This window comes from Streptomyces sp. NPDC007025 (genome assembly GCF_042869455.1).
GTDB lineage: Bacteria > Actinomycetota > Actinomycetes > Streptomycetales > Streptomycetaceae > Streptomyces.
Genome location: NZ_JBIAFT010000019.1, coordinates 147,925 through 164,924 on the forward strand (window position 1 = coordinate 147,925; position 17,000 = coordinate 164,924).

At 74.3% G+C, this 17,000-nt stretch carries 17 protein-coding genes; 7 read left to right on the top strand and 10 right to left on the bottom strand.

Annotated elements, in window-relative coordinates; translation table 11 throughout:
* Positions 1-25 precede the first annotated feature (25 nt).
* On the bottom strand, positions 26-793 hold the full coding sequence (locus ACFYMO_RS30110) for a TioE family transcriptional regulator (RefSeq protein WP_366771203.1): 768 nt from the start codon (positions 791-793) through the stop codon (positions 26-28).
* A 68-nt stretch (positions 794-861) separates the two neighbouring features.
* Here ACFYMO_RS30110 and ACFYMO_RS30115 point away from each other — a divergent pair, with 68 nt between their 5' ends.
* Positions 862-2,082 carry an erythromycin esterase family protein gene (locus ACFYMO_RS30115; protein WP_366771204.1) on the top strand — a complete coding sequence of 407 codons (1,221 nt, stop codon included), beginning with the start codon at positions 862-864 and terminating at the stop codon, positions 2,080-2,082.
* Positions 2,083-2,391: 309 nt separating this feature from the next.
* Here ACFYMO_RS30115 and ACFYMO_RS30120 read toward each other — a convergent pair whose 3' ends face one another.
* The 3 genes from ACFYMO_RS30120 to ACFYMO_RS30130 form a co-directional block, all read right to left on the bottom strand.
* Positions 2,392-3,357 (bottom strand): CU044_5270 family protein, encoded by a 966-nt coding sequence (locus tag ACFYMO_RS30120; RefSeq protein WP_366771205.1) that lies wholly within the window; start codon positions 3,355-3,357, stop codon positions 2,392-2,394.
* Positions 3,350-3,979 (bottom strand): RNA polymerase sigma factor, encoded by a 630-nt coding sequence (locus ACFYMO_RS30125; RefSeq protein WP_366771206.1) that lies wholly within the window; start codon positions 3,977-3,979, stop codon positions 3,350-3,352. The genes ACFYMO_RS30120 and ACFYMO_RS30125 overlap by 8 nt, the downstream gene beginning before the upstream one ends.
* Before the next feature lie 227 nt (positions 3,980-4,206).
* Positions 4,207-4,587, bottom strand: a complete 381-nt coding sequence (locus ACFYMO_RS30130) for an ArsR family transcriptional regulator (RefSeq protein WP_366771207.1) — start codon at positions 4,585-4,587, stop codon at positions 4,207-4,209.
* Between the two features lie 229 nt (positions 4,588-4,816).
* Between ACFYMO_RS30130 and ACFYMO_RS30135 the strand changes: the two genes are divergently transcribed.
* Complete coding sequence (locus tag ACFYMO_RS30135) at positions 4,817-6,250, top strand: MFS transporter (protein ID WP_366771208.1); 1,434 nt, start codon at positions 4,817-4,819, stop codon at positions 6,248-6,250.
* 97 nt (positions 6,251-6,347) lie between these two features.
* Here the strand turns inward: ACFYMO_RS30135 and ACFYMO_RS30140 are convergent, their stop codons facing one another.
* A complete protein-coding gene (locus ACFYMO_RS30140; protein ID WP_366771209.1) occupies positions 6,348-7,052 on the bottom strand; it encodes a copper homeostasis protein CutC in 705 nt (234 codons plus the stop codon).
* A 67-nt stretch (positions 7,053-7,119) separates the two neighbouring features.
* Here ACFYMO_RS30140 and ACFYMO_RS30145 point away from each other — a divergent pair, with 67 nt between their 5' ends.
* Together ACFYMO_RS30145 and ACFYMO_RS30150 are read left to right on the top strand one after the other, a co-directional pair.
* Positions 7,120-7,962 carry a hypothetical protein gene (locus ACFYMO_RS30145; protein WP_388550356.1) on the top strand — a complete coding sequence of 281 codons (843 nt, stop codon included), beginning with the start codon at positions 7,120-7,122 and terminating at the stop codon, positions 7,960-7,962.
* 119 nt (positions 7,963-8,081) lie between these two features.
* Complete coding sequence (locus ACFYMO_RS30150) at positions 8,082-9,341, top strand: Cmx/CmrA family chloramphenicol efflux MFS transporter (protein ID WP_388550359.1); 1,260 nt, start codon at positions 8,082-8,084, stop codon at positions 9,339-9,341.
* Positions 9,342-9,396: 55 nt separating this feature from the next.
* Here the strand turns inward: ACFYMO_RS30150 and ACFYMO_RS30155 are convergent, their stop codons facing one another.
* Both ACFYMO_RS30155 and ACFYMO_RS30160 read right to left on the bottom strand, forming a co-directional pair.
* On the bottom strand, positions 9,397-9,654 hold the full coding sequence (locus ACFYMO_RS30155) for a DUF4031 domain-containing protein (protein ID WP_366771212.1): 258 nt from the start codon (positions 9,652-9,654) through the stop codon (positions 9,397-9,399).
* A gap of 52 nt (positions 9,655-9,706) precedes the next feature.
* The gene (locus ACFYMO_RS30160) at positions 9,707-10,210 is read right to left on the bottom strand and encodes a hypothetical protein (RefSeq protein ID WP_388550362.1); all 504 of its coding nucleotides are present in this window, start codon (positions 10,208-10,210) and stop codon (positions 9,707-9,709) included.
* A gap of 92 nt (positions 10,211-10,302) precedes the next feature.
* Between ACFYMO_RS30160 and ACFYMO_RS30165 the strand changes: the two genes are divergently transcribed.
* From ACFYMO_RS30165 to ACFYMO_RS30175, 3 genes are all read left to right on the top strand, one after another.
* Positions 10,303-11,316 carry a MurR/RpiR family transcriptional regulator gene (locus ACFYMO_RS30165; protein ID WP_366771214.1) on the top strand — a complete coding sequence of 338 codons (1,014 nt, stop codon included), beginning with the start codon at positions 10,303-10,305 and terminating at the stop codon, positions 11,314-11,316.
* 219 nt (positions 11,317-11,535) lie between these two features.
* The gene (gene murQ / locus ACFYMO_RS30170; RefSeq protein ID WP_388550365.1) at positions 11,536-12,696 is read left to right on the top strand and encodes an N-acetylmuramic acid 6-phosphate etherase; all 1,161 of its coding nucleotides are present in this window, start codon (positions 11,536-11,538) and stop codon (positions 12,694-12,696) included.
* A gap of 107 nt (positions 12,697-12,803) precedes the next feature.
* Positions 12,804-14,399, top strand: coding sequence for a PTS transporter subunit EIIC (locus ACFYMO_RS30175; protein WP_366771216.1), 1,596 nt, complete (start codon positions 12,804-12,806; stop codon positions 14,397-14,399).
* A gap of 113 nt (positions 14,400-14,512) precedes the next feature.
* Here the strand turns inward: ACFYMO_RS30175 and ACFYMO_RS30180 are convergent, their stop codons facing one another.
* The 3 genes from ACFYMO_RS30180 to ACFYMO_RS30190 all read right to left on the bottom strand — a co-directional run bounded on the left by ACFYMO_RS30180 (position 14,513) and on the right by ACFYMO_RS30190 (position 16,773).
* The gene (locus tag ACFYMO_RS30180) at positions 14,513-15,313 is read right to left on the bottom strand and encodes a VOC family protein (RefSeq protein ID WP_366771218.1); all 801 of its coding nucleotides are present in this window, start codon (positions 15,311-15,313) and stop codon (positions 14,513-14,515) included.
* 237 nt (positions 15,314-15,550) lie between these two features.
* Entirely contained in the window at positions 15,551-16,201 is a 651-nt protein-coding gene (locus ACFYMO_RS30185; RefSeq protein ID WP_366771219.1) for a sensor domain-containing protein, read from the bottom strand.
* A gap of 104 nt (positions 16,202-16,305) precedes the next feature.
* Positions 16,306-16,773 (bottom strand): hypothetical protein, encoded by a 468-nt coding sequence (locus ACFYMO_RS30190; RefSeq protein ID WP_366771221.1) that lies wholly within the window; start codon positions 16,771-16,773, stop codon positions 16,306-16,308.
* Positions 16,774-17,000: the final 227 nt, after the last annotated feature.

The window sequence follows — 17,000 nt, forward strand, 5'->3', positions numbered from 1 at the left end:
GCAGTCGCCCGTTCCGGCTGCCGCCTCACCCGCGGCGTTCGCGGGCGCCGAGGTAGGAGTCCAGTTCGGCGGCGCCGGAGAGCAGCGCCCGGGCCCGGGTGGCCAGTCGGCCGTGCCAGTCGCGCAGCGCGCCCTCCAGCGGCTCCGGCCCACCGGCCGCCCGCACCTGGGCGATCAGCGGAGCGATCCGCTCCAGCAGATAGCCGCCCCGCCGGAGTTGGTGGGTGAGCCGGGCGTCCCGTACCGCGGCGCCGTCGTAGACGCGGTACCCGGTGTGCGGATCGCGGCGCGGGCTGACCAGGCCCGCGGCCTCCCATTTGCGCAGCGTCGCGGGCCGGATGCCGAGCTCTTCCGCCAGCGGCCCGATGAACCTGCCTCCGGCGCCCGCGGTCCCGGGCGCTCCGGTCGCCTCCGCCGGCCCGGTGGAGCGGCCCGGCCCGGCGGGCCGCAGGTCGTGCAGGGCGCTCTCCACGGCCTGGAGGGTCCGCCGGTCGTCGAGGAGATGGGCGTGGGCCTCGTCGACGAGGCCCAGCGCCTCCTCGACGGCGTCCTCGTTGACGGCGCGCATGATCGAGGCCGCCGCCTGGTGGCCGTGGCCGGGCAGCAGGGCGAGGAAGGTGCGCAGGGCCCGCTCGTGCAGCGGGGTGTAGGTGCGGTAGCCGTGCTCGGTGCGGTCGGCGGGCGGCAGGATGCCGTCCGCCTCGTAGTTCCTGACCGCCTGCGTGGACAGCCCGTGCCCGCGGGCCAGATCGACCGGCCTGAGCCGCTCCGCGCTTTGAAGGTTTCTCCCCATGGAATTGAGTATATCGCGGCGATATCACGGAAAGTTTCCACCGAAGGTTCAACGATACCGTTGATGGCATGGTTACCGATATCAAGGACGCGGCCCGCGCTGTCGAGGCGGCCGCCGTCCTGGAGCTGCTCCCGAACCGGCCCCGGGTCCTCGCCCTGGGCGAGCCCACCCACGGCGAGGACTCCCTGCTGGAGGTGCGCAACACGCTCTTCCGGCAACTCGTCGAGCAGGAGGGCTACCGGACGATCGCGCTGGAGAGCGACTGCCTGCGCGGCCTGGTCGTGGACGACCACGTCACCACGGGTACCGGCACCCTCGACGACGTCATGGAACACGGTTTCAGCCACGACCGCGGCGCCTCCGCCGCCAACCGCGCACTCGTACGCTGGATGCGCGCCCACAACGACGGCCGCCCCGCGGCCGAACAGGTCCGCTTCGCCGGAATCGACAGCCCGCTGGAGATCACGGGCCCCCAGAGCCCCCGGCAGGCCCTCACCGCACTGCACGGCTACCTCGCGGCCCACGGGGACGCGGACCTGCTCCCCTGCACCGCGGAGAAGCTCGACACCCTGCTCGGCTCCGACGACCGCTGGACCCACCCCGACACGATGCTGGACCCGGCCCGCTCCTTCGGACGGAGCGCCGCGGCCGGGGAACTGCGGCTGCTCGCCGACGACCTGGTGGCGCTGCTGGACGAGCAGACCCCCCAGCTGATCGCGGCGAGCTCGCGGGACGACTGGGACCGGGCCCGGCTGTACGCGCGCACGGCCACCGGCCTGCTGCGCTACCACTCCTCGATGGCCGGCACCTCGCCGAACCGGATGACGCGGCTGGTGGGGCTGCGGGACGCGATGATGGCCGAGAACCTCCTCGCCCTCGCCGAACGCGGCCCGGTGCTGGTCCACGCGCACAACTCCCACCTCCAGCGCGCGAAGAGCACGATGCAGATGTGGCAGGGGCAGGTGGAGTGGTGGAGCGCCGGCGCGCTCGCGCAGGTCCGGCTGGGCACGGAGTACGCCGTCCTGGCCACCGCCCTCGGCACGATCCGGCACCGCGGCGTCGACACCCCGCCGCCGGACACCCTCGAAGGGCTCCTCTACGCACTCCCGCGGGACCCCTGCGTCGTCGGCCCCGCCACCCTGGCCACCGCCCTCGGCGACCCCCGCCCCGCTCCTCGCGTCTCCCCCTGGTTCGGCTACGCCCCGCTCGCCCCGGCCCAGTTGGACGAGATGGACGGCGTGGTGTTCGTCAGGGACGCGGTGGGAGCGGCGGACACCGGGGGCAATTGAGACGGCAGTCGCACTGGTGGCGTCGCAGGGTGCCGGAGAGCTTGGGCCATGGCGTCCGGCAAGGCGGCGGTGGCGGATGCGGGCGGACATTCCCCGGCCACGAACGCTCCCTCTCCTCCCTTGACCACGGGACGTGTCACCCCGACCGGATTCCCGCCCCGGCCGGGAGGCCGGCCGCGTGCAGCGTGTCGCCTGCGTGCCGGAGCAGCCACCCGGGCGCCGCTCCCGCCGGCCTCCCGGAGGCAGCCCGCGGGACAGCCGGCACCCTTCCGCCGGCGGACCCGCGGGGCCAGGCCGCGGGACAGCGGCCTACGGGCGCTGCCTCACCCGTTCGACGATCCCCCGCTCCACGACGTGCGACAACTGCGTGTACTTCTTCCCGGAAGTCGAGGTCCGTTCGTCGCGGAACCCCAGGAACGCATACGACTCCGGGTCGAAGATGAGGCACTTGCCTTCGTAGGGCCCGCGCTCGGTGTAGGCGACCCCCACCCCGCGCCGCCCGGCGGAGTCCTTCACTCCCGGGATCGTCTCGACGCCGGGCACAAGCGCCAGCGCCTCGTACGCAGCGGGGCGCAGCCCCCGGGGAAGCACCGGGTTCTTCAGGAGCTCGCCCAGCAGGAAGTAGGCCCGGAACCGGTCGAACTTGGGACGCTCGCTCATCGACCGGTCGTCGGAGCCGCCGGCGGAGAGGATGGCCGAGATGAGTTTCTCCGGGTCCTGGGGCAGCTTCTTCAGCTCACTCCACTTCCGGGGCGGCCACACCCCCTCGCCCTTCCCCGCGGGCTCCTCCCACATCTCGCGGCCCAGTTCCATGCTCAAGGAGCGCTTGGAGGCGTCCACCGACTCCCACATCTCGTCGGTGTAGGTCTTGATCTTGCCGGTCTTCTGCTCCGTCTCCTTGATGATCCGCTTCGAGTAGATGAACTGGTCGTCGCGCGGCGCCACCGGCTTCTTCTCCTGCTCGCGCTCCCACGCCGCCGCCCCGTTCAGCACCGTCGCGGCGGCGTTCTCCGTCCGCGGGGTGCCGGTGCCCGGTGCGCCGCCCTCGCCGGAGCCGTCCGTGCCGACCAGTACCGCCGTCCCCGTGACCGCCGTGGCGACCACCGCAGCCGCCGCGAGGCGCAGTGCACGGCGGCGGCCGAGGCCGGTGCCGGTGCGCTGGTGCGGGTGGGCCATCGCGTTGAGCAGCCGGTGCCGGGCCCGGTCCCGGGCCGGCTCGGTGAGCGGGGCCGCGTCCGCGTCCCATTCCCTCAAGAGTTCGAGTTCGTCATTCATGGTCGGACACCTCTCGCAGTGCCGTCGGATCGGATCCGCCCAATGCTTCGCGCAGCTTGCTGCGAGCCCGGTGCAGCCGTGATCTGACCGTGCCCACGGGGATACCGAGGGCCTGGGCCACCTCCTCGTAGCCGAGACCGCCCCAGGCCACAAGCAGCAGCACGTCCCGGTGCCGAGCGGGCAGCGCGGCCAGCGCCGCCGCCAGTTCGCGGCGTACGGCCCGCGCCCCCACCCGGTCCGCGGCCCGGTCGGCCAGCGGCTCGTCGTGGTCGGCGGGGGCCGGGACCCGGGCCATGGCCTTGAATCGGCGGGCTTCGGCCCGCCGATGCCGGCCGACCAGGTTGGTCGCTATGCCGAACAGCCAGGGCCGGGCGTCGGCGCCCGCGCCGCGGGCCGGGTCGTAGCGATGCCGCTGCTGGAACGCGGTGGTGAAGGTCTCCGCCATGAGGTCATCGGCGACCTCGCCGCCGAGGCGGCGGGCCGCATAGCGGTGCACGGCGTCGGCGTGCCGGTCGAAGAGCGCGGCGAACGCCTCGGGCTCGTCCCGGGACCGCGCGATCACTGAGGCGTCGCTCTCCGCATCGGCAAAGGTGCCGATGCGGACGCCTGGTCGGACGGTCATCGGGGCTCCTCTCGTCCAAGGGACGATGCTCGAACACTTGGGCTTTCACCTGTCCTTCGCCCGTCGCGCCGAAGCGGTTCCCTCAGACCTCCCGGCCACTGCCCGCCCCGCCGGTTCGTCGTCCTCGCCCCCGCCGGGCCGCTTCCGCACCACAGGCGTGGCGGAGTCGCCCAGAAAGCCGCAGGCGCCGACCGGCCCGGCCCGGTCGCACCGGGTGGCGGCGAGGACTACGCGGCCGGGGTCCAGTCCGCGATCAGGGCGAGCAGGCCGGGGAACCGCGCCTCCAGGTCCGCGATGCGCACCTGGTTGCGCCGGGAGGGCCCGTACTGGCGCTGCCGGACGAGGCCCGCCTCGCGCAGGGTACGGAAGTGGTGGGTCAGCGAGGACTTGGGGCGCTCCAGTCCGAACCAGGTGCAGGTGTGGTCGAAGTCGACCGACTCCAGCAGCAGTTTGCGGACCACTCCGATCCGGAGCGGGTCGCTGAGCGCCGCCATCACCGCCTCCAGCCGGATCTCGTCCCGGCCGGGCTCGGGCAGCGGCTCGGGGACCTCGGCGCCGGGCGGGGGCGGCGGAATGCGGAACTCCCGGTCGAGGGCCGCGTCACTCACGGGGTCCTCCTTCGGTGGTCGGCAACTGGCGGACGGGGTCACGTGGCGGCGTGCGGTCGGTAGCGGTGCGGGCGACCGCACCGCTACCCGCTACCCGCGACCCGCGACCCGCGACCACAGTAGTACGACTTGCATCGTACTACTCGACGCTGGTACGAATTCTCTCGTACTACTTGTACGACTCCACTCGTACCCCTCGCCCTGCCCTCCCCTGCCCAGGAGCTGCCGCATGTCCGCTTCCGCTCCGCCGGCCGCCTCCGCCCCCCGACGGGGCTGGATGTGGCCGGCCGCCTGGCCCGTCGTCGCCGTACTCGCCCTCTCCAACGAGCCCGCGCCGCTCTACGTCCTGTGGCAGGACCGGATCGGCTTCTCCGCAGCCGCCCTGACGGCGGTCTACGCCGCCTACATCGCCGGACTGCTGGGCACCCTCACCGTCGCGGGCACCCTCTCCGACCGCTACGGCCGCAAGCCGGTGCTGCTTCCCGGTCTGGCCCTCGCGCTGCTGGCCTCGGCACTGTTCGCCACGGCGCACTCGATGCCCGTGCTGCTGGTGGCGCGGCTGCTGAGCGGGATCGCGGTCGGCGCGTTTCTCTCCGCCGGGATGGCGGCCGTCTCCGACCTCGCGGACCGCACGCAGAAGCGCACGGCCGGACTGATCGCCTCGTCCTCCATGGTCGGCGGGGCCGCCGTCGGTCCGCTGCTGGCCGGGCTGCTGTCCGAGCTGGTGCCCGGCCCCTCGGTCACCGTCTTCCTGGTCCAGATCGGCCTGCTGCTGGCCGCGCTCGCCGTGGTGGTCCGGATGCCGCTGCCGCCGCGGGCCGAGCCGACCGCGCCCGGCGCCGCCCGGCGCCTGGTGCGCATCCCCTCCGCGCCGCGGGCCAACCGCGGCCAGCTCCTGCTGGGCCTGGGCGTCTTCGCGCCCGCGATCGCGGCGACCGGATTCGTGCTCTCCCTCGGCCCCACACTGCTCGCCGACCTGTTGCACACCCGCAGCCGGATCCTCTCCGGCGCGACCATCTTCGTCCTGTTCGCCGCCGCGACGGGGATCCAGTTCGCCGCACGCAGGCTGCGGGTACGCACGGACCTGCTCACCGGCGCCGGACTGACCACGGCGAGCATGGCCGTGCTCGTCCTCGCCGTCCGCACCACCTCGGTCCCCGCGCTCGTCGTCTCCGCCGTCCTCGCCGGGCTCGGACAGGGCCTGACCCAGCTCGGCGCCCTGACCATGCTCAGCTCCGACGTCCCGGCCGCCCGCCTGGCCGAGGCCAACGCCGCCCTCACCGCGGGCGGCTATCTGCTGGCCGGGGCGCTGCCGGTGGCCGCCGGGGCACTGAGCGACGCCACCTCCCTCGACACCGCCTCCGCCGTGTTCGGCGCCGCCGTCGCCGCGCTCGTCCTGACGGGCGCGACCGCGGTGCTCCGCAGCGAGGCGACCGGCGCGGGCGTCTCCCGCGGCGGACGTACTGTCCGCGCCGTCCTCGGCACGCAGCACGGCGCGCGGGACGGCGCGCCGGGGGTGCCGGGCACCCGGGACGGGCAGGACGGCCTCGTACGGGCCAGGCGCCGCCGACCGGCCGGGACGGTGCACACGGCGGCGCCGGCCACCACGGCCACCCCGTCCGCCACGGCCACCGGGACCGAGCAGCCCGCACGGCCCGCGTAGGACGCCCCCGCTCCGGGACCGGCGCCGCGCCGCCGACGCCCGGCGCCGCGTGGCCCGGCACCCGGCGGCGGCCTGCCGCCGCTCCGCCGCCGTGCAGTCAGTCCTGGTCGAGGGCCTGACGCCAGGTGCGGACGGCGTCGGGGTCGACCGGGCCGGCCCAGCCGCGGGGGCGGGCGGCGCTGCCGATGTGGAAGGCGTCGATGCCGGCCCGGCGCAGTCCGGCGACGTGGTCGAGCGAGAGCCCGCCCCCGACCAGCAGCCGGGGTCCGTAGCCCGGCTCCTCCGCGGTGGTGCGGGCCGCTTCGGTGCGGAGGGTCCGGAAGCCGTCGGTCACCCCGTCCGGGGAGCCGGCGGTGAGGTAGGTGTCCAGGCCGGGCGCGTCGGCGAGCTGCTTGCGCAGGGCGTCGCGGTCGGCGGCCCGGTCGAGCGCGCGGTGGAAGGTCCACCGGCACCCCGGTACGGCGGCGGTGACGGCCTCGACGGCACGCAGGTCCGCCTGCCCCGCCTCGTCGAGGAAGCCGAGGACGAACTCCTCCGCGCCCGCCGCGCGGAGCGCGGCTCCGCGTGCGCACAGCTCCTCGATCCCGGCGTCGCCCCCGGCGCCGAAGCCGTCGGCGAGCCGCAGCATCACCCGGAGCGGGATGCTGACGGCGTCCCGGACGGCGGTGTAGGTCTCCAGGGACGGGGTGAGCCCGTCGGCGGCCATGTCGGTGACCACCTCCAGGCGGTCCGCTCCCCCGACCTCCGCTGCGGCAGCGTCTTCCGCGCTGAGCGCGACCACCTCGAGAATTGGTCTAGACATGCGCAACAGAGTGCCATACGGCGGAAGGCGCTGGAAGACGGCACTCCCCCGGGACCACAATTGCCCGATGTCGACGACAGAGCCCCCACCCGCGTCCGGCGGACCCGGCAACGGCACGGCCCGACCAGCGGCCGACGGTGCGGCCCGGAAGTCCGCGGACACCGCACGCCCGAGGCCGGCCGGTCCGGCCCCGGAGACGGCGCACCCCGCCCAGGGGACGGCACACCCGGAACTGCTCGACCGCTGGAACGTGCTGCTGATCAGCGCCCGCGAGGGGACCGCCGGTCCCGACCCGGCGCCCTACGGCGAGGACCTGCTCGGCCGCTGGGCCGAACCCCACCGCCGCTACCACGGCACGGCGCACCTGCGCGCCGTGCTGGACCGGCTCGACGAGCTCGCCGCGCAGCTCCCCCCGGAGGGGGAGGCCGGTCGCGGAACCGGCGTCCGCGCCGACGCGGGCCCCGACCTCGCCGCCGTGCGGCTGGCCGCGTGGTTCCACGACGCCGTCTACCGGCCCGACCGCAGCGAGAACGAGGAACGCAGCGCCCGCCTGGCCGAACGCGCACTGCCCGAGGCCGGGGTACCGGCCACCCGTACTGCCGAGGTCGCCCGCCTCGTCCGCCTCACGGTCACCCACGACCCCGCCGGAGACGACCTCAACGGTGAACTGCTCTGCGACGCGGACCTCGCCGTCCTGGCCGGCACCCCCGAGCAGTACGCGCACTACGCCGCCGAGATCCGCCAGGAGTACGCCTTCGTCCCCGACGCCGCCTTCCGGGAGGGCCGCTCCGCCGTCCTGCGCCAACTCCTCGGCCTGCCCCACCTCTTCCGCACCGGCTACGCACGCGACCACTGGGAACCCGCCGCCCGGCACAATCTGACGACGGAACTGGGCCTGCTGGAGGCGTGACGCGGGGAAACGTACGACGTCCCCGCCCGTCCCCGGCGTCCCGTACCGGGAGCGTTCCCGAGTGCGGGCTGCGCTCCGGTTCCGGAATGCGCAGGCCGGGCGGCGGGGTTGAAGGTGTCATGCCTGACGATCTCGTAGAGGGCCGGCCCTCCGGCGCCCGTGTCCCGCCGGCCGTCCATGTGCTGGGCCTGTCCGTCTTCGCGCTCGGGACCTCCGAGTTCATGCTCTCCGGGATCCTGCAACCGCTGGCCCGGGATCTGGACGTGTCGATCCCCCAGGCCGGACTGCTGGTGTCGGCGTTCGCGGTGGGCATGGTCGTGGGCGCGCCGGTGCTGGCGGCGGCGACGTTGAAGCTGCCGCGCCGCACGACGCTGGTCGCACTGCTGACCGCCTTCATGCTGGGGCAGGTCGCCGGAGCGCTCGCGCCGAGCTACGAGGTGCTGTTCGCCTCCCGGGTGGTCAGCGCGCTCGCCTGCGCCGGGTTCTGGGCGGTCGGCGCCGCGGTCGCGGTCTCGCTGGTGCCGGAGAACGCCCGGGCCCGGGCCATGGCGATCATGGTGGGCGGGCTGAGCGTCGCCAACATCGCCGGCGTACCGGCCGGATCGTTCCTCGGCCAGCAGGCGGGCTGGCGCTCCGCGTTCTGGGCGGTCGCGGCGCTCTCCGCCGTCGGACTGGTCGGGGTGCTCGCGCTGGTGCCCCGGACTCCGGTGCCGACCGGCGCGGAAGCCCCCGATCTCCGGCGGGAGTTGCGGATCTACCGGGACAAGCAGGTCTGGCTGGCGCTGCTGACCATCGCGCTGAACGCGGGCGCCGTCTTCGCCGTCTTCTCCTATCTGGCACCGCTGCTCACCGACGTCGCCGGGCTGCCGGAGAGCTGGGTGCCCAGCGTGCTCGCGCTGTTCGGGCTCGGCGGGTTGATCGGCACGATCATCGGCGGGCGGATCGCGGACGCGCATCTGTTCGGCACCATGTACGGCGGCATCGCCGCGTCGACCGCCGTGCTCGCGCTGCTGGCGCTGCTGGCCGAGTACCGCTGGGCCGTGGTCGGGCTGGCCCTGCTGCTGGGCGTCACCGCGTTCACGACGGCGCCCGCGCTGAACGCCCGGATGTTCAACGCCGCCGACGCGGCGCCCACGCTGGCCGGGGCCACGACGACGGCCTCGTTCAACATCGGCAACACGCTCGGGCCCTGGCTCGGGGGCCTGGCCATCTCGGCGGGCTGGGGGTATCCGGCCGTGGCCTGGGTCGGTGCGACCATGGCGGCGGTCGCGGTGCTCGCGACGGCCGTCTCGGCGCGGGTGCACGCCCGCTCGCGCGTGGTCGCCGCGTCGTATCCGCGGGTGGAGCAGGAGCAGGCGCAGGCGCAGGTGCGGGCATAGCCGCCCGGCGGGTCCGCACCGACCGGGTCGCCGCCCGCGGCGTCGGCCCCGCGGGTCAGCGCTTGCGCCGGCGCAGGCCCGCGGCCGTGAGCCGCTGCAGCAGTTCCTTGGAGCCGACGGGGACGGCTCCGGCGTCCACGGCGGTCTCGTACAGCGTCGAGGGCACGTCGTAGTGGTCGCGGTCGAAGGCGCGCGGCGGGCATCCGAGGCGCGCCGCGAACGCGTGCAGTTCCTCGTACGAGAGGTCGCTGACCACGTGCGACCACATCCGGCCGTGCCCTGACCAGATCGGCGGGTCGATGTAGACGGTCACCGACCGGGCTCCGCCACCACGCTCGCGTCCGCGCCCAGGTCCGCGCCGCCGCTCACAGCTTGCCGCCCAGCGAGCCCACCCGGGCCACCACCGTGGACGTGGCGGCGCACACCCAGTGCGGCTCCTCGCCCAGTTCGGGTTCGACGTCGAGCGCGTGCGGGTCGGAGCCGACGCACACCGGGCAGACGGGCCAGCGCCCGTACCGTTCGAGCAGCGCGTCCTGCACGTCCTGGGCCACCAGGCCGTCCACGAACGCCGCGCCCTCCGGCCACTCGCCGACCCACCAGCGGCGGTGCGAGACCGCCTCCTCGACCAGCGAGACGATGTCGGCGTGCGCGACGTCGCTCGCCTCCAGGTCGGCGAGGATCAGCGCGCGGGCCGCGTGCAGCGACCGCTCCAGCGGGTCCTGGCGGCGGTCGCCCGGCGGGGGCTCCTCGCGGGGCTCCTCGCGGGGCGCCTCGCGGGGCTCGCGGTCGCGGGCCGCATCGGGGGAAGTGCCACCGTGCGCTCCCTCTTCCGGGGGGCCCGAGTCGGATGCGGGTTCCTTCGGTTCCATACCTCCATTGCACCACCGCGCGCACGGAGGGATCACACGTTCGTGCCGCGTCGAGCATTGACGGGGTGCCGATATGAAAATATCTTCCGTCTGTGAGCAGCGACCTGAAGGAAAATTTCGCCTTCCGTCCGGGGCGCCGGACGGCCCGGCCGGGTACCCAGCCCCCGGCCCCCCGGTCAGCGGGCGACGCCGACAGCGGCGCCCCCTCCCGACCGGCCAACCGCCCGGGACCCACGGCCCTCGCGGCCAAGGTCCGCACGATGGCGCCCTCGATGACGCGCTCCATGCAGCGGGTCGCCGAGGCGGTCGCCCACGACCCGGCGGGGTGCGCCCAGCTCACCGTCACCGGGCTGGCCGAGCGCACCGGCACCAGCGAGGCCACCGTCGTCCGCACCTCCCGGCTGCTGGGCTATCCCGGCTACCGCGACCTGCGCCTCGCCCTCGCGGGGCTCGCGGCGCAGCAGGAGTCCGGCGCGGCCCCCGCCGTCACGGCGGACATCGCCGTCGACGATCCGATCGCCGACGTCGTCGCCAAGCTGGCGCTCGACGAGCAGCAGACCCTCGCCGACACCGCGGCGGCGCTGGACGTCGCGCAGGTGGAGGCGGCGGTCGCGGCGATGGCGGCGGCCCGGCGCGTCGACGTGTACGGCGTCGGCGCCTCGGGGCTGGTCAGCCAGGACCTGGCGCAGAAACTGCTGCGCATCGGCCTGGTGGCGCACAGCCATGTGGACCCTCATCTGGCCGTCACCAACGCCGTGCAGATGCGGGCGGGCGACGTCGCGCTGGCCATCACCCATTCGGGGCGGACGGTGGACGTCATCGAGCCGCTGCGGGTCGCCTTCGACCAGGGGGCGACGACCATCGCGATCACCGGCCGTCCGGACGGCGAGGTGGCCCAGTACGCCGACCACGTACTGACCACCTCGACGGCCCGGGAGAGCGAGCTGCGCCCGGCGGCGATGTCCAGCAGGACGAGCCAGCTCCTCGTCGTGGACTGCCTGTTCATAGGGGTCGCGCAGCGTACGTACGAGACGGCGGCGCCCGCGCTCTCCGCCTCCTACGAAGCGCTGGCGCACCGCCACTCCCCCCGGCAGCGCACCCGCTGACGCCCCCGCTGACGCCCCCGGTCGGCCGGACCCGGCCGACCGGTCCGCGGACCCACGGCACGTCCGCCGCACAGTCCCCGTCCCCGGCGGCGCGCCACCGGGCACCGCACCGTTGTCGGCAGCCCGCTGCCGACGGCACCCGCCGACCGCCGGCCGGCGGGCCCACCGCTCCGCGACCGCCCGGGCCCGCCGCCCCGAGCCACAGAAAGCCGCTCCCCGATGACCACCTCGCAGTCACAGACCGCCGCGACCGGGACCGACGACCCGCACCCCGCCGGCGCACAGCCCCACACGCCGGAGTCCGCCGGTCCGGCGGGCGCCGGTAGCCGCCGCTCGCACCACGACGAGCTGCGCCGGCAGTTGGGCACCCTCACCACCGAGGCGTTCCGCAGCGAGCTGGCGGAGATCGACCAGCTGCCCACGCTGGAGATCGCCAAGATCATGAACGCCGAGGACAGCACCGTCCCCACCGCCGTCGCGGCGCAACTCCCCGTGATCGCCGAGGCGATCGACGGCATCGCCGAGCGGATGGCGCGCGGGGGCCGCCTCCTCTACGCGGGTGCCGGTACGGCCGGGCGCATGGGGGTACTGGACGCCAGTGAGTGCCCGCCGACCTTCAACACGGCCCCGGGGCAGGTCACCGGCCTGATCGCGGGTGGTCCCGGCGCGCTGGTGAACTCGGTCGAGGGCGCCGAGGACAGCGCCGAGGCGGCGGCGGACGAGTTGACGGCGCTGAAGGTGACGGCGGACGACACGGTGGTCGGGATCTCCGCCTCCGGCCGCACGCCGTTCGCGGTCGGCGCCGTCGAGTACGCGCGCTCCCGCGGAGCACTCACCGTCGGGCTGGCCTGCAACGCGGACTCGGCGCTCGGCGCCGCCGCCGAGCACGGTATCGAGGTCGTCGTCGGACCCGAGCTGCTGACCGGTTCCACCCGGCTCAAGGCCGGTACGGCGCAGAAGCTCGTGCTCAACATGCTCTCCACCGTCACGATGATCCGGCTCGGCAAGACCTACGGAAACCTGATGGTGGACCTGCGCGCCTCGAACGAGAAGCTGCGCGCACGCTCCCGGCGCATCGTCGAGCTGGCGACAGGAGCGCCGGACGAGGAGATCGAGGCGGCGCTGACGGCCACCGACGGCGAGGTCAAGGCGGCGATCCTCACCATCCTCGGAGACGTACCGGCCCCGGCGGCGGAGCGGCTGCTCCGCACCACGCACGGGCATCTGCGCGCCGCACTCCGGTCCGCCGCCGGTGGACACGGCGACGGGGACCGGGCCGACCACGGCGCCCGGACCGGCAACGGCACCGGAATCCCCACCGGCGCAGCCCCGCGGCCAGACCCCGGCCCCGGCACCGGACCCGGCACGAACGCGGGGTAGCGGAACGGCCCCGGGCGCCGCCCCCGAACCGCACCACATCGACCGAACGCGCAGAGAACCACCCGACCGAACGACCATGGCACCACTCGAAGAAGAGCGACCGCACCATGAGCACACACAGCACCCGCAGCACCCCTGAGGACAATCCCGGCAGACAGCTCGCCGAGGCGATCCTCCCCCTGGTGGGAGGCGCCGCGAACGTCACCTCCGTCAGCCACTGCATGACCCGGATGCGGCTCGGCCTGGCCGACCGCTCCCTCGTCCAGGACGGGCCCCTCAGGGCGCTCCCGGGCGTGCTGGGCGTGGTGGAGGACGACACGTACCAGATCGTGCTCGGGCCGGGCAAAGTCGCCCGGATCACACCCGAGTTCGAGGCACTCGTGCAGGCGGCACCGGACCGGTCGGCGGCCCCGGAACCCGCCTCGGCGGGCGCCGGCCGGACGGCCGCGGACCTGGCGGCCGAGGGCGCCGCGCTCCGCGCCGCGCGCAAGGAGAAGAACGCGACGCCGGTGAAGCTGATGCTGCGCCGTATCGCCAACATCTTCGTCCCGCTCATCCCGGCGCTGATCGGCTGCGGCATCGTCGCCGGGCTCAACGGGCTGTTCACCAACGCGGGCTGGCTCCCATCGCTCACCCCCGCGCTGGCGGCGATCGCCAGCGGCTTCATGTCGCTGATCGCCGTGTTCGTCGGGCTGAACACCGCGCGGGAGTTCGGCGGGACGCCGGTGCTGGGCGGTGCGGCCGCGGCCGTCATCGTCTTCCCCGGGGTGGCGGAGGTCTCGGCGTTCGGCCAGAAGCTGGCCCCGGGCCAGGGCGGCGTGCTGGGCGCGCTGTTCGCGGCGCTGCTGGCGGTGTACGTGGAGAAGGCGTGCCGCCGCTTCGTGCCGTCCGCCGTCGACGTGCTGGTCACGCCGACGGTGACGGTGCTGGTCGCGGGACTGGTCACGCTGTTCGGGCTGATGTACGTGTGCGGAGAGATCGCCACCGGGATCGGGCAGCTGGCCGACTGGCTGCTCCAGCACGGCGGGGCCGTGGCCGGATTCGTGCTGGGCGGACTGTTCCTGCCGCTGGTGATGCTGGGACTGCACCAGGCGCTCATCCCCATCCATACGACGCTCATCGAGCAGAGCGGCTACACCGTGCTGCTGCCCATCCTCGCGATGGCGGGCGCCGGGCAGGTCGGCGCCGCGATCGCCATCTACCTGCGGCTGCACCGCAACACCTCGATCCGCAGCACCATCCGCTCGGCCCTCCCCGCCGGGTTCCTGGGCGTGGGGGAACCGCTGATCTACGGGGTCTCGCTGCCGCTGGGCCGCCCCTTCATCACGGCGTGCGTGGGCGGGGCCTTCGGCGGCGGGGTGGTGGGGCTCTTCTACCAGCTGGGCACCTCGGTCGGCTCCACCGCGATCGGCCCCTCCGGCTGGGCGCTCTTCCCCCTCCTCAAGGGCAACCACAGCCTGGGCGGCATCGCCCTGATCTACGCGCTCGGGCTGGCCGCCGGCTATCTGGTCGGCTTCGTGGCCACCTACTTCTTCGGGTTCAGCAAGCAGATGCTGACCGAGCTGAACGCGCCCGCGGAGGCCGAGGCACCCGCCGCCGAGGGCGGCCACTCGCCCGAACCCCCGCCATCCGGCGCCCCGGACCCCGGCCCGGACCCGGGCCCGGCTCCCGCACCCGCGGGAGGCGGCGGCTCGCTCGTCTGACGGGAACCCGAACGGTGCCCGCCGCCGTGGAGAGGGCCCAGTGCCGTCCCCCTCCGCGGCGGCGGACAACCGGCACGTCCTCCGCGCAACGCCGCTGCGCGACGGGCGGAGCGTCACCTCATGTCCGGATCTCCCTTGATCAGGGCGAACGGCGCACCGGCCGGGTCCTTGAGCATCGCGAGGCGGCCCACGCCGGGTACGTCCGTCGGCGGGATCAGCACCTTCGCGCCGGCGCCGGTCGCCCGCGCGCACGTCGCGTCGCAGTCCTCGGTGGCGAAGTAGGGGTGCCACTCCGAGGTCGACCCGGCGCTCAGGTTCTCCTGCGGGAGCTGCATGATCCCGCCCTGCCCGGTGTCGCCCTCCGTACCGCCACCGGGCGCCGAGACCACCGAGTAGACCAGGTCGTCACCCATCGACATGTCCTCGTAGGTCCACGAGAACACCGCTGTGTAGAAGCGCTTCGCGGCCGCCGCGTCCGTCGTGTACAGCTCCGTCCAGCACAGCGTCTCCGGCTCCATGAGCACTTCCAGACCACCGGTGTCCTTCGGCTCCCACACGGCGAAGTCCGCGCCGGTGGGGTCCGTGAACTGCGCCAGCCGGCCCGCCGTGAACACGTCCATCGGCGCGACCCGTACGGCGCCGCCGGCCTCCTCCACCCGGGCCCGCACCGCGTCCGCGTCCCGGGTGTGGAAGTACGTCGTCCACGCGGCGCTGCCGCCGTCCTCCATCAGCGGGCCGACCGCGGCGGAGGTCCGTCCGCCGCGCTGGAAGAAGCCGTAACCCCCGGCCTCCGGACCCGCCGACTGGAACTGCCAGTCGAAGACGCTGGTGTAGAAGGCGACGGCGGCGTCCACGTCGGGCGCGCCGAGGTCCAGCCAGTCGGGAGTGCCGGGAACGAAGTCGGTCGTCAGCATGCGGAACCTCCGAAGCACGAGGCGGGTGCTGGATCCGGGGCGCTGCCACCGGCGGCCGGGCGCGCAGCCGCCACCCGCCGTCGGACCGTGCGGCCGCCGGCGCGGGACGCACCCGCTCCGCGCAGCCACCCACCGCCTCAGGATGGCAGCACTCCGGCCGACCCGCCCCTCGGGACGCTCCGCACCGCCGCCCCGGCCGCGCCAGACGACGGCCACCCGCCGCTCCGGGCCGCCACGTCAGCGCTGCTCGCGGCGCAGCAGCACCCGGCCGAGGCCCGCCTGCGCCACCGCCAAGCCCCGCACCATCGGAACCGCTGTGAGCAGGAAGAACACACCGAGCGCCGTGTTGAAGGCGATGTCGGGACCGCGCCCGTCCAGCCCGAAGGCCAGCTCCATCACCCCGTCCTTGTCACCGCGCGGGATCGACCAGGACCACAGTCCGTAGGTGAGCCCGCCGACCCCGCCCATCAGCCAGGTCAGCGTGACCGAGAAGGTCGCCACCCGGACCGGGAAGGCCAGCACCGCGTGCACCAGGTTCCGCCACGCCTGCGGGTCCGTCACCCCCTTCCACCGACTGCCCCCGCCCCCAGCTCCCTCCGCCGCGCCCACCGGCCGGGCGGGGAGCGGACGGCCGGTGACGGCGGCGATCTGCTCCGCCTCCACCCGGGCCAGGAAGCGGGCCATGGACAGCGTCCCGGCCAGCACCGGCAGACCGACGACCAGGATGAGCGTCGAGACGCCGAGCGCGAACCCGGTCACCATCAGTACGAAGGCGGCGATGCCCAACGGCAGCCCGGAGAGCAGATAGCCCACCTCCCGGCCGAAGCGTCCCCGCCGCCGGGGGAAGGAGTCCGGACCCTGCTGCACCTGCGCTGTCATCATCGCCATGGATCCACTGTCGCCGGGCGGCGGAGCCGATCCCATACCGCTGGGGCCCGGATCCGGGGTGGTGCTGGCTACACCCCCGGACCGGGCTTCGCCGAGCGCTTCGCTCAGCGGACGGTCACCGTCACCGGGGCGGAGGGCTGGCCGGCGACCACCGTCCGGATCCGGTTCACCCCCCTGATACCGAGCTTGACGCGCATCGAGTAGTCCAGTGACCGGTTGACGACCGACGTGGCCGGCAGTGTCTTCCACGCGCCGTGCTGCATCTGCTGGAGACGCACGGCGGTCCCCGCCTTGATTCCGGTCACCTTGCCCTGCAGCCGGAACTCCTCCCACTGCCGCACCCGTTCCCGGTCGGCCGTCACGGTGTTGGTCCTGGCCGCTGCCGAGGGACCGCCGGACGTGATCGGCGCCGTGCTCGCCGTCGCACTCCCGGTTCCGGGCCCGGCTCCGTTCTCGTTCCCCCCGTTCCCGATCCCGGGGCCGGTCGCGGCCGCGGTCGCGGCCGCCGCACCGATCAGGCCTGCGGCCAGGACACCGGCAACGGCGGGACGGAGGCGGAATGTTGCGCTCATCGTGTGCGGCCTCTTCTCGTGAGAGCGATGTCGTCCACCCGCAACAGCGGTGCAGTGGCGGGCAATTCAGGCATCCCCACCCGATGAGCCGAATACTCCACAGAACAGACGAGCGGACACAGCAGGAAGCGGGCGGGTGGGAGGTGTGTTCCTCCCGCCCGTCCGCTCCGTGGCGTGCTGCCGGGGTGTGGCGGTGGTGTTGGTTTTGGGTGTGTCAGTAGGCGGAG